The following is a 12,475-nucleotide window of genomic DNA, read 5'->3' on the forward strand; positions in this document are numbered from 1 at the left end:
CCAGATGAAATTGAATAAAACCAACCTCACCCAACTGGCGCCCGAAGTGCAGGTGCCGACCTACGCGCTTGCCGATATCCGCCAGGGCATCGCGCACATCGGCGTCGGCGGTTTCCACCGTGCGCACCAGGCGTTCTACACCGATGCCCTGATGAACACCGGCGAGGGCCTGGACTGGGGCATCTGCGGCGTCGGCCTGCGCAGTGAAGACCGCAAGGCCCGCGACGACCTGGCCGGCCAGGATTATTTGTTCACCCTGTATGAACTGGGCGACACCGACGACACGCAAGTGCGCGTGATCGGCTCGATCACCGACATGCTGCTGGCCGAAGACGGTGCCCAGGCGCTGATCGATAAATTTGCCAGCCCCCAGATCCGCATCGTCTCGCTGACCATCACCGAAGGCGGCTACTGCATCGACGACAGCAACGGCGAGTTCATGGCCCACCTGCCGCAGATCCAGCATGACCTGGCGCACCCGAGGGCACCGAAAACCGTATTCGGCTTTATCTGCGCCGCGCTGACCCAGCGCCGCGCCGCTGGCACCCCGGCCTTTACGGTGATGTCCTGCGATAACCTGCCTCACAACGGCGCCGTCACCCGCAAGGCCTTGCTGGCCTTCGCCGCCCTGCACGACGCAGGCCTGCATGACTGGATCAAGGCCAACGTGAGCTTCCCGAATGCCATGGTTGACCGCATCACGCCAATGACCAGCACCGCCCACCGCCTGCAACTGCATGACCAGCACGGGATCGACGATGCCTGGCCGGTGGTGTGCGAGCCGTTTGTGCAGTGGGTGCTGGAAGACAAATTCGTCAACGGCCGCCCGGCCTGGGAAAAGGTCGGCGTGCAGTTCACCGATGACGTCACGCCTTACGAAGAAATGAAGATCGGCCTGCTCAACGGCAGCCACCTGGCCCTCACGTACCTGGGGTTCCTCAAGGGCTACCGGTTCGTTCACGAGACCATGAACGACCCCCTGTTCGTGGCGTACATGCGCGCCTACATGGACCTGGACGTCACGCCGAACCTGGCGCCGGTACCTGGTATCGACCTGACCGAATACAAGCAGACCCTGGTGGATCGCTTTTCCAACCAGGCGATTGCCGACCAGTTGGAGCGCGTATGCTCCGATGGTTCATCGAAGTTTCCCAAGTTCACCGTGCCGACCATCAACCGCCTGATTGCCGACGGCCGCGAGACGGACCGTGCCGCCCTGGTGGTGGCGGCCTGGGCGTTGTATTTGAAAGGCGTGGATGAAAACGGCGCGCGCTACAGCATCCCGGACCCACGGGCAGCGTTCTGCCAGGAGCTGGTGAGCGATGACGCGCTGATCAGCCAACGGTTGCTGGGGGTGGAAGAGATTTTTGGCACGGCTATTCCCAAGTCGACGGCGTTTGTGGCAGCGTTCCAGCGTTGCTATGAAAGCCTGCGCGACAAAGGCGTCACCGCCACACTACAAAACCTCCTGAACAAACCGGATTAAACATGTGGGAGCTGGCAAGCCAGCTCCCACATTGACCGTATTTTCAATCCAACAATAAGACTGCTGAGCACTCCATCATGACCCAGCAAAACCTCTACCTCGGCATCGACTGCGGCACCCAGGGCACCAAGGCCATCGTCCTCGATGCGTCCAGCGGCAAGGTGCTGGGCCTGGGCGCCGCGGCGCACACCTTGATCAGCGGCGCCAATGGCCGTCGTGAACAACATACCCAGGAGTGGCTGGACGCCTTCACCGCAGCCACCCATCGCGCCCTGCAACAGGCCGGCGTGGATGGCCAGGACATCCTCGGCATCGGCGTATCCGGCCAGCAACACGGCCTGGTGTTGCTGGATGATCAAGGCCAAGTGCTGCGCCCGGCCAAGCTGTGGTGCGACACCGAAACCACGCCGGAGAACGACCGGCTGCTGCACCATCTGGGCGGCGAACGCGGCTCTCTGGAGCGCCTGGGCGTGGTCATCGCACCAGGCTACACGGTGTCCAAGCTGCTCTGGACCCGTGAACAGCACCCGGACGTCTTCGCGCGCATTGCCCATATCCTACTGCCCCACGACTACCTCAACTACTGGCTCACCGGCCGCGCCTGCGCCGAGTATGGCGATGCGTCGGGTACCGGTTACTTCAACGTGCGCTGCCGCGAATGGGATGTGGCGTTGCTCCAGCACATCGACCCCAGTGGCCGCCTGCAAGCCGCTTTGCCGACACTGATCGAAGCGGACCAAGCGGTGGGCACGATCCTGCCGGCCATTGCCGAGCGCCTTGGGATCAACCCTGACGCGGTAGTGTCCAGTGGTGGCGGCGACAATATGATGGGCGCCATTGGCACCGGCAATATCGCCCCCGGCGTGATCACCATGAGCCTGGGCTCGTCGGGCACCGTGTATGCCTTTGCCGACCAGCCAAACGTCAGCCCCCAAGCCTCGGTGGCGACCTTCTGCTCCTCCAGCGGCGGTTGGCTGCCGCTGATCTGCACCATGAACTTGACTAACGCCACCGGGGTGATTCGCGAGCTGTTCGAACTGGACCTCGACACCTTCAACGCCCTGGTCGAACAGGCACCCATCGGCGCCGATGGGGTGAGCATGCTGCCGTTTCTCAACGGCGAACGCGTACCCGCCCTGCCCCACGCCACCGGCAGCCTGCAGGGCCTGACCATGACCAACCTGACCCGCGCCAACCTGTGCCGCGCGGTGGTCGAAGGCACCACCTTCGGCCTGCGTTACGGCCTGGACCTGCTGCGCCAGACCGGCCTGCAAAGCCAGAGCATCCGCCTGATCGGTGGCGGCTCGAAAAGCCCGCTGTGGCGGCAGATGGTCGCCGATATCATGCACACCGAAGTGGTGTGTACCGAACAGAGCGAGGCCGCCGCCCTGGGCGCGGCGATCCAGGCGGCGTGGTGCCAGAGCGGCGAACCGCTGGCCAGCCTGTGCGACAAATGCGTGAGCATTGACCCGTCCAGCCGCACCTTACCCGTGGCCGCCAATCTCAGTGCCTATCAACAGGCGTATCAGCGTTATCAACGGCACGTGGCAACCCTTTAAGAGCGAGCAACTATGTATCTGGTGTGTGGTGAAGCGCTGTTTGATTTCTTCAGCGAGGAGGATGCCAGCGGGCAGGCCGCCAAGCTCAATTACAAGGCGATTGCCGGTGGCTCGCCGTTCAACGTCGCGGTGGGTTTGCGCCGCCTGGGGATCGAGTCGGGGTTCTTCGCCGGCCTGTCCACCGATTACCTCGGGCGACGCTTGCAACAGGTGCTGAAAGACGAAGGTATCAGCGAACGCTTTCTGGTTGAGTTCGACGCGCCGACCACCCTCGCGATGGTAGCCGTGGGCGCCAATGGCTCGCCGCAGTACAGCTTTCGCGGTGAAGGCTGCGCCGACCGGCAATTGCAACTGACCCACTTGCCACCTTTGGGCGATGAGGTTCGCGGGCTGCATGTGGGCTCGTTTTCGCTGGTGGTACAACCCATCGGTGACACCCTGCTCAACCTGGTCAAGCGTGAAAGCGGCAAGCGCCTGATCAGCCTGGACCCCAACGTACGCCTTAACCCGCAGCCCGATATCCATCTGTGGCGCGCGCGCGTCGCAGAGCTGGTGCAACACGCCGACCTGATCAAGGTCAGCGACGAAGACCTGCACCTGCTCTACCCCGACCAGACACCGGAAAGCGTCCTGCAAGGTTGGCTGCAACACCGCTGCCAACTGGTGTTCCTCACCCGTGGTGGCGACGGTGCGTCGGTGTTCAGCCGCCAGCATGGCACCTGGTCGCAACCTGCGGTCAAGGTGGTGATGGCCGATACGGTGGGCGCTGGTGATACCTTCCAGGCGGCGCTGATTGCGTGGCTCACGGAACAGCAGTTGGATTCGGTTGACGGGCTGCAAAGGCTCAGTCGCGAGCAGATCGACGCCATGCTGGGCTTCGCGATTCGGGCCGCCGCACTGACCTGCGGCAAGACCGGCCCAGACCTGCCCTATCGTCAACAACTGGCTTGAGCTGAGCGGCCAAAACTCAAAGTGCCATCACGCAGGCCACGTATTCCGTGGCCTGCGCGCCATGCATAAAAAATTGCGCTACTGGAAAACTGTGCTAAACCCAAAAACAGGAGCAGTTATTACAACAAACCCAGGACACACCCATGCAAAAGCCCAGTGGTTTCTCGACCCGGGCCGTTTTAGCTGTCGGCCTCATCTCACTGCAGTACATGATCCCTCAACCCTCTCACGCCGCCTGCGTTCTCACCCCCGGAACCGGTAACGATACCTATACGTGCGACAGCGGCAGCAGTCCCGGCCTTACCGACCTTTCCGGGGATAACCGCCTGACCCTCCCTGCAGGCGGCACTGGCACCATCAACGGTAATGTCACCTTTGGCCCTGGCGTGGATACGGTGCGCATAGAGTCCGGGCAGATCACCGGCGCGGTGCAACAAGGGGCTGGCATCGATGACTTCGTCATGCTCGGAGGGCAAATACAGGCGCTGTTCCAGGGCGATGGGCTCGACACCTTCAGGATGGAGGGAGGCACCATCGTCGATGCCTTTGAGGATGGCGATGTGGCCTACCAGAGCGGTGGCACCATTGGCCGAGTGAATATGAAGCTGGACAAGAACCTTTATGACATGTCCGGAGGCGCCATCCTGGGCAACCTGGTCACCGGTTTTGATACTGACACCATCATCATTTCCGCTGGCAGCATCGGCGGCAATATCAGCACCAGCGGTGGTGACGACAGCATTACCGTGAGTGGCGGCGTGATCAGTGGTGAGATCCGTGCCAGCGTCGGCAACGACACTTTCCGGTGGCTTGACGGTGGGCAGATCAAGTCCTCGGTGTTGATGGGCGATGGTGACGACACCGCCCTGCTGCGCGGATTGAATGAAAGCCTGCTGGCCACCACACCCTCCGTCGATGGTGGCCTGGGCAACGATCAATTGACCTTCGACACAACGACATCCAGCACCGCGGCCCGCTATATCGGCTGGGAGACCGTCAACCTCACCAACGACTCACGCCTGGACCTGGCCGGGGATTTTTTCCTCGGTGACAGTGGCAGCAATACCGGCACGTTCAACATCGACGGCAGCAGTACCCTGGCCGTGACCCAAGGCAGCATCCGCCCCTACACCGCCGGACAACTGGCGACGCTCAACAACGCCGGCACTGTCGACATGACCACCGACAACAGCGCGACCAGCGTATTGACGGTGCATGGCAACTACGTGGGCAACAACGGCCAGTTGCACCTGCAGACCGTACTGGGCGACGAAAACTCTGCCACCGACAAGCTGGTGGTATCCGACGGTCGTATCAGCGGTCACACTCAACTGAGCGTCAGCAACCTCGGCGGCGTCGGCGGGTTAACTCAGAACAATGGCATCGAGGTGGTCCAGGCGCTCAACGGCGCCGTCAGCACCAACGATGCGTTCGCCTTGAAGGGCTCGGTCTCCGCCGGAGCTTATGAATACCTGCTGTTCAAGGGCGGCACCACCGCCAATACAGAAAACAGCTGGTTCCTTCGTTCCTCGGTGGTGGCCGTGCAACCGCCGGCGGTCCCACCCGTACCGCCGACACCGACCGTGGTGGTGCCGGTGCCGCCGATACCCGCCACTCCACCTGTAGTGGATTCGGATGAACCTTCTGTGGAACCACCCACTGCGCAACCGCAACCACCGATCGAGCCTGCCCCGCCACCGCCCAGCCAAGTCGCCGCGGCCACGTCGCCGCAATCGGCGGCGAGTAACCCTGTGCTTCCCACCGCCGTGGCGGGTGCCGCGCCAATTCCACTGTATCGTCTGGAAGTTCCGGTCTACTCCGTAGACATCCCCGCTGCGCAACTGATGACGTTGCAGGCTCTGGGCACCTTCCATGAACGCCAGGGCGAGCAAAGCCTGTTGACCGAGACCGGTGCCGTGCCGGCAGGTTGGGGCCGCGCCTATGGCAGTGATTTCAACAAAAGCTGGTCGGGCACCGTGGCGCCGAGTTTTGACGGCACGGTCAAGGGCTATCAGGTTGGCCATGACCTTTACGCCGCCGAAACCAGCGGCGGGCAGACGCAACGCCTTGGCCTCTTTATCGGCCAGAGCCGCCTGCGCGGCGACGTGAAGGGCTTTGCAATGGGCTGGCAGAACCATCGCTCCGGGCAGGTCAAACTCGACGGCGACAACTTCGGCGCTTACTGGACACTCACCGATCCGACCGGCTGGTACGTCGACCTGGTGGCCATGGGTACCCGCCTGGATGGCGACAACAAGTCCGACCGAGGGGTGAAGATGGATACCAAGGGCCACGCCCTGGCGTTATCCGCCGAGGCCGGCTACCCGTTCAGGCTGTCCGAGCATTGGGAGATGGAACCTCAGGCCCAGGTCATCGGCCAGAAGATCGATCTGGACAGTCAACACGATGGCATTTCCAAGGTCTCTTTCGACTCCCAGGAGTATTGGACCGGCCGCATCGGCGCACGCCTCAAGGGCCGCTATCTGGTCAGCAACACACCCGTGGAGCCGTACCTACGGGCGAATGTCTGGCACACCTTCGGCGGTAGCGACACGGTGACGTTCGACGAGGTGGACCGGATCAAGAGCGATCACAAGTCCTCCACGGCTGATATTGGTGTCGGTGTTGTAGCTCAATTGTCATCCGCGTTCAGCGTTTATATGGAGGGTAACTATGGCACCCAACTGGACGACAACAACTTTGAGGGTGTCAGTGGCAATCTCGGCGTAAGAGTGCGCTGGTAAACAGGAAGGATGTCAACATTGGGCCTGGCAACTACCAGGCCCATGGGGTCAACTTACACTCAAGCATCCGCTAGTGATAACCGCGCGCGCCGGCTCGTTGCAGTACCGGTGCGTGGCTTTGCTTGAGGTCCTCACGCAACCCGGTAATCAGGTTGCAAATCGCTCGACTGCTGTCGAGCTTGTCAGGGTGTATACCTTTGACTTCCAAATCCACCCGGTCCCGGTCGCGGTCGTCGTAGACCTTGATCGTCAACGAGGCATCTTCGGCTTTGGTGCATTCGCACCGTTTAGGCAGGAAACTTCCTTCGATGATGCTGCGAAGCTCTAGTTCTGAAAGCATGGCTAACCTCTCCTTTTTTGAGACTGCCAACAGTTATATGTATCCGACAGGCACTTGCCTGCCACGTCTTGCCAACCCTGGAAGACGCTTTCAATCAGTAAGCCTACTCGGCAAAAACTGTGGTGGTTGTAACCTTTCCTCATAAGCAAACCGCTTGCTCATATTAAAGAAAACAACCTGTTTGCCATCATCGTCGAACGACATCGATTAAACGTTTAACCCGCAGCGTGGGGACCGGCGTTTATGTGGAAATCCTTTTTTCGGCAACATATCGCAACCAATCAACCCATCACCGATCCGCCGAAGGCGGTTTGCGACAAACATACGAAACATATACGATTCGTATATCAATTAAACACAGTGAACCTTATGGGCATCGTCAAGATCACCGATCAGCTGCACGAACAACTGCGCCTGGCCAGCGCCGCCATGGACCGCTCCATCAACGCCCAGGCCGAGTTCTGGATCAAGATCGGCCTGCTCGCCGAACTCAACCCGCACCTGCCCTACAACGAGCTGATCAACAAGCTGTTGCTGGACAAACCCGACCTGATCCGAGGGCGCAGCTGATGATCAAGACTCCCGCACAATTGGCCGTAATGCGTGAAGCCGGGCGCCTGTTGGCGCAAGTCTTCGACATGCTCGACGGCTTCGTCGCCGCCGGCCGCTCTACCCTGGAGCTGGACAGCGCCGTCGAAGCCTTCATCCGCAATGACCTCAAGGCCCGCCCTGCCAGCCTTGGGCAGTACGACTACCCCTTCTGCATCAACACCTCGATCAACGAAGTGGTGTGCCACGGCATGCCCAGCGCCAAGCAATTGCTCAAGGATGGCGACATCATCAACATCGACATCACCCTGGAAAAAGGCGGCTTCATTGCCGACTCCAGCAAGATGTACATGATCGGCAACGTGACGCCCAAGGCCAGGCGCCTGGTGGACATGACCTTCGAGGCGATGTGGGCCGGTATACGCCAGGTCAAGCCCGGGGCGCGTCTGGGCGATATCGGCCATGCTATCCAGAGCCATGCGCAAGCCAACGGCTACAGCGTGGTGCGCGAATACTGCGGCCACGGCATCGGCCGACAAATGCACGAAGAACCGCAAATTCTGCACTTCGGCCGGCCTGGCACCGGCCTGGAACTGCGCGAAGGCATGGTGTTTACCATCGAACCGATGCTTAACCAGGGCAGCGCCAAAACCCGCAGCCTGAAAGACGGCTGGACGGTGGTCACCAAGGACAACAGCCTCTCGGCGCAATGGGAACATACCGTGGCGGTGACGGCGGACGGGTTTGAGGTGTTGACCTTGCAAGCCACTGCTTGAGTGGCAGCACGCTCTACCACACCTGACCCCGGCGCTTGAGCTCCAGGCGCCGCACGAACTCCTCCAGCACCAGGCTATACAGGTCGTCCTGCAAGTAGGCATCTTCGATCCCAGCATCCAGGTTGGGGTTGTCGTTGACCTCGATCACCACAACCCTGTCGCCCGACTGTTTGAGGTCCACGCCATAAAGCCCATCGCCGATCAGGTTGGCGGTTTTCACCGCCAGCTCCACCACCGCCTTGGGAGCCTCATGGACTGCCAGAGTGCGGCATTCGCCATTGATAGCCTGACCGATGGCCTTGTGGTTGTAGATCTGCCAATGGCCCTTGGACATGAAGTACTGGCAGGCAAAAATCGGCTTGCGATTGAGCACGCCGATGCGCCAGTCGTAGTCGGTGTAGAGGAATTCCTGGGCCAACAACAGCACCGAGTGCTCGAACAACTCAGCCGTGGCCTTGAGCAACGCCGCCTGGCTTTCCACCTTGATCACCCCACGGGAGAAACAGCCGTCGGGGATCTTCAACACCAGCGGGAAGCCCAGGCGTTCGCCGATGCGTTCAAAGTCGTGCGGTCGTTCCTTGTAGAGAATCTCGGTGGCCGGCATGCCCAATTGATGGCTGTTGAGCAGATCGGTGAGGTATACCTTGTTGGTACAGCGCAGGATCGATGCCGGGTCGTCCATCACCACCAATCCTTCGCTTTCGGCTTTCTTGGCAAAGCGATAGGTATGGTTGTCGAGGCTGGTGGTTTCGCGGATCAACAAGGCGTCATATTCGGCCAGACGGGCATAATCCTTGCGTTCGATCAAGTCCACATCAATGCCCAGGCCCTTGCCGACCCGCACGAAATTTTCCAGTGCGCGAGGATTGGAGGGCGGTAATTGTTCGTGAGGATCGTGCAGGATCGCCAAGTCATAACGGGCCAGACGGCGCAAGCGTGGCTGACGCCAGATCTTGCGGCTGAAGTTATCGAGGGCGTGGGCGAATTGATCTTCCTGATCGTCGCGCAACTTGTGCAATACACCACACTTGACCCCGCCGATATGCCAGCCGTTATGGTGACGAAACTCAACTAACAAGATCGGACTGGGAAAGGTTTCAAACAACTGCCGAGCCAATTCCTGCAAGAGTTCTATATCCGTTCGACCGAAATAAAGTGTCAGAGTAAAGCCTTCGGTACTGCGATAGAGTTGATGGTTCAGGGCTTTTTCCAGGGTTTTATCCAAGTCATCCAGGGCCAACCCATACAGGGCTTTTTTGGTCAGCTCGCTGATGGTGCGTACCGAGGGAATCACCTTGTGCCCGCGTGCCTCGGCCAGCAAGGAGCAATAGTACCCGTGCCCCAGGTACTTGTAGCTGCGGCACAGGTTGATCACCTGGACACGCTTGCCCTTGTCGCTATCCCGCGTGTGCTCCAAGTACTCCTGGGCGGTGACGACGTGTTCACAGGGAAAGTAAGAGGCCCAATCTTCCTTGCGTTCGACAATAATGACAACGTGGCTCGAACGTTGGGCCGCAGCAGAAAAATAACCGTTGGATGTTATTGTCGCCGCAACGGTTTGCTCGGATACTTGACGCCAATGACTTTGTACCGCCGACATAATAATTGATCCACTTTAGAGAACTCGACCTTTTCTATTAAGCACGATCATTTAGAGAAGTCCCGTTTCATTACGCAACTTTTACGGCGGTCTTATGGCTCTTTTCTTTCGCGTTGCAACCCTTGACGATATGTCCGACTTGGTGGCGTTGGAGCAGCAATGTTTCAGCAGCGACCGGCTGTCACCGCGCAGTGTGCGCTGGATGATCAGCCGGGCCAACGGCCAATTGTGGGTGGCGCAACAGCACGGCCAACTGCTTGGCTACGCGCTGGTGCTGTTTCGGCGCGGCACCCGGTTTGCGCGCTTGTATTCCCTGGCCATTGCCGAACACGCCCGCGGCCTTGGCCTGGGCAAACAGTTGCTGGCGCATATCGAAACCCGCGCGCTGGAGAAAGGTTGCGCGTACCTGCGCCTGGAAGTGCGCACCGACAACCCCGGCGCCCTCGCCCTGTATGAGCGCAACGGCTATCGACGCTTTGCCGTAGTCGACGATTACTACCAAGACCACAGTGACGCCCTGCGCCTGGAAAAAACCCTGCCCCCTGCGGGAGCGAGCTTGCTCGCGAAGAATGCCCAGGCACAGCGTTAAACCAGGCTACCCACTTTCTCGTTGAGATTATTTACGCGCAAGCCCACGCCGACATCAGCCTTGGCTTCCAACTCACGCACCAGCGGCAATACACGTTTGCCGAAATACTCCACTTCTTCCTGGAAGTGCAGGAAGCCTGCCAGCACCAAGTCCACACCCACGGCCTTGAGTGCCACGATGCGCTCGGCGATCTGCTGCGGCGTGCCGATCAGGTTGGTCTTGAAACCATCGTTGTATTGCACCAGGTCCTCAAAGCTGGACTTGGCCCAGTTCCCCTCGCCCTCCGGTGACGCCTTGCCCGCTTGCCTGGCCGCGTCACCAAAGGCGTTGACCGCCTCCGGGTCGGCTTGGTCGATGATCTGCGCCAGCACCGCACGTGCCTCCTCCTCCGTGTCGCGGGCGATCACGAAGGCGTTCACGCCCACCTTCACCGAATGGTGGTTGGCAGCGGCCTTGGCACGGATATCATCGACCTGGGCCTTGACCCCTTCAGGCGTGTTGCCATTGGTGAAATACCAATCCGACACCCGCGCCGCCATGTCCCGAGCCGCCCGCGAACTGCCACCCTGGAAGATCTCCGGCTGGCCCAGGGGTTTGGGCTTGAGGGTGTATTGGTTGAACCGATAGAAATCGCCCTTGAAGGTGAAATCGTCCTGGGTCCAGATGCCTTTGAGAGCACGGATAAACTCTTCGGAACGCCGATAGCGCTCATCATGCTCCAACCAATGCTCGCCAATGGCCTGGAACTCGCCCTTGAACCAGCCACTGACGATATTCACCGCAATACGGCCATTGGTCAGTTGGTCGATGGTCGCCAATTGCTTGGCCGCCAACGCCGGTTGCCACGGCCCGGGCAGGATCGCCGCGATGACCTTGAGGGTGGTGGTCGCCGCCAGCAACGCATGGCTGAACGCCACAGACTCATGCTGGTTCTCGGCGCCGTAGCCTGCGGTGAAGCGAATTTGCGTCAAGCCATATTCAAAGCCCGCCGCCTCCGCCAGTTGCGCCAGTTTGCGGTTGTAATCAATACCCCAGTGGGTGCGTTGTTCAATCTTGCTGACGACCAACCCACCGCTGACGTTGGGCACCCAATAGGCAAATTTCACGGCTTGCTGACTCATCGGACGGTACCTCGCACAAGGGATGTACCAGTGCTTACGCAGCAAGCGTGCCAGGGGCAGGCAAATGCCCGTAGCCTGGGGGTTGCGAAAAAAAAGGGGGATTGAAGCGATGGCTTGCCAGTGTCTGGGATCGCAGCAGTTTGTGGATCTGCTGTTGCTGGAGCAACAGTTGCGACCAGCGCCGTCAAACGTATCCACGATGCGAAGCGAGTCGCTCTTGATCTTGCTCTTGCTCTTGCTCTGCTTTTGATCTTGATCTTGATCTTAGGCGCCCCATCAAACCACGCTGGCCGGAATTCGACAGGGATTTGGGGGGTAAACCGGCAGGGATGCCGGTTTAGCCGCCCCGCGCCATGGATGGCGCGTGGCGGCGCCCCCCCAAATCACTGGCGGATTACGGGCACACCGAGCCTAGGCGAGGTGCCGAGTGGTGGGGCAAGAGCCCTTTGGTTACTTTGGGGCTTTTCCAAAGTGACCCGCCGTCAGGGCGGAACCCTAAGTGGCCGTTACCGCAGGAATGGATATGTACACAATCCAACTGCGTTGACTGTGAGGCCGTCATCGCAGGCAAGCCAGCTCCCACAGTTGGAGCGTGGGGTGTCAGGTTAGCAGGCGTCGGCTGTGAGGCCGCCTTCGCAGGCAAGCCAGCTCCCACAGTTGGAGCGTGGGGTGTCAGGTTAGCAGGCGTCGGCTGTGAGGCCGCCTTCGCAGGCAAGCCAGCTCCCACAGTTGGAGCGTGGGGTGTCAGGTTAGCAGGCGT

General features: G+C 60.2%; 9 protein-coding genes and 1 pseudogene. 7 read left to right on the forward strand and 3 right to left on the reverse strand.

The features are described 5' to 3' along the window. Positions 1–4: 4 nt before the first annotated feature. From JJD66_RS19535 to JJD66_RS19550, 4 genes are all read left to right on the forward strand, one after another. Positions 5–1,486: a mannitol dehydrogenase family protein gene (locus JJD66_RS19535; protein WP_200648809.1), complete on the forward strand. Its 1,482-nt coding sequence runs from the start codon at positions 5–7 to the stop codon at positions 1,484–1,486. A gap of 77 nt (positions 1,487–1,563) precedes the next feature. Continuing rightward, positions 1,564–3,045: a xylulokinase gene (gene xylB / locus JJD66_RS19540; RefSeq protein ID WP_200648810.1), complete on the forward strand. Its 1,482-nt coding sequence runs from the start codon at positions 1,564–1,566 to the stop codon at positions 3,043–3,045. Positions 3,046–3,057: 12 nt separating this feature from the next. Then, positions 3,058–3,996, forward strand: coding sequence for a carbohydrate kinase family protein (locus tag JJD66_RS19545; protein ID WP_200648811.1), 939 nt, complete (start codon positions 3,058–3,060; stop codon positions 3,994–3,996). Between the two features lie 143 nt (positions 3,997–4,139). Further along, the gene (locus JJD66_RS19550; RefSeq protein WP_200648812.1) at positions 4,140–6,740 is read left to right on the forward strand and encodes an autotransporter family protein; all 2,601 of its coding nucleotides are present in this window, start codon (positions 4,140–4,142) and stop codon (positions 6,738–6,740) included. A gap of 70 nt (positions 6,741–6,810) precedes the next feature. Here JJD66_RS19550 and JJD66_RS19555 read toward each other — a convergent pair whose 3' ends face one another. Beyond that, positions 6,811–7,080, reverse strand: coding sequence for a DUF1652 domain-containing protein (locus JJD66_RS19555; RefSeq protein WP_034127656.1), 270 nt, complete (start codon positions 7,078–7,080; stop codon positions 6,811–6,813). 369 nt (positions 7,081–7,449) lie between these two features. On the opposite strand from JJD66_RS19555, the gene JJD66_RS19560 reads away from it, so the two are divergent. Both JJD66_RS19560 and map read left to right on the forward strand, forming a co-directional pair. Next, positions 7,450–7,650, forward strand: a complete 201-nt coding sequence (locus JJD66_RS19560) for a ParD-like family protein (protein WP_003190946.1) — start codon at positions 7,450–7,452, stop codon at positions 7,648–7,650. Further along, positions 7,650–8,405 carry a type I methionyl aminopeptidase gene (map, locus tag JJD66_RS19565; RefSeq protein ID WP_198715251.1) on the forward strand — a complete coding sequence of 252 codons (756 nt, stop codon included), beginning with the start codon at positions 7,650–7,652 and terminating at the stop codon, positions 8,403–8,405. Before JJD66_RS19560 ends, map begins: the two co-directional genes overlap by 1 nt. Before the next feature lie 13 nt (positions 8,406–8,418). Here map and JJD66_RS19570 read toward each other — a convergent pair whose 3' ends face one another. After that, complete coding sequence (locus JJD66_RS19570) at positions 8,419–10,005, reverse strand: RimK family protein (protein WP_234452276.1); 1,587 nt, start codon at positions 10,003–10,005, stop codon at positions 8,419–8,421. 94 nt (positions 10,006–10,099) lie between these two features. On the opposite strand from JJD66_RS19570, the pseudogene JJD66_RS19575 reads away from it, so the two are divergent. Next, positions 10,100–10,543, forward strand: a pseudogene (locus JJD66_RS19575) (GNAT family N-acetyltransferase); the annotation flags it as partial. Positions 10,544–10,590: 47 nt separating this feature from the next. On the opposite strand, the gene sfnG reads toward JJD66_RS19575, so the two are convergent. Further along, positions 10,591–11,715, reverse strand: a complete 1,125-nt coding sequence (sfnG, locus tag JJD66_RS19580; protein ID WP_198715253.1) for a dimethylsulfone monooxygenase SfnG — start codon at positions 11,713–11,715, stop codon at positions 10,591–10,593. Positions 11,716–12,475: the final 760 nt, after the last annotated feature.

It is taken from the genome of Pseudomonas sp. MF6751, assembly GCF_016613265.1.
Lineage (GTDB): Bacteria > Pseudomonadota > Gammaproteobacteria > Pseudomonadales > Pseudomonadaceae > Aquipseudomonas > Aquipseudomonas fluorescens_BV.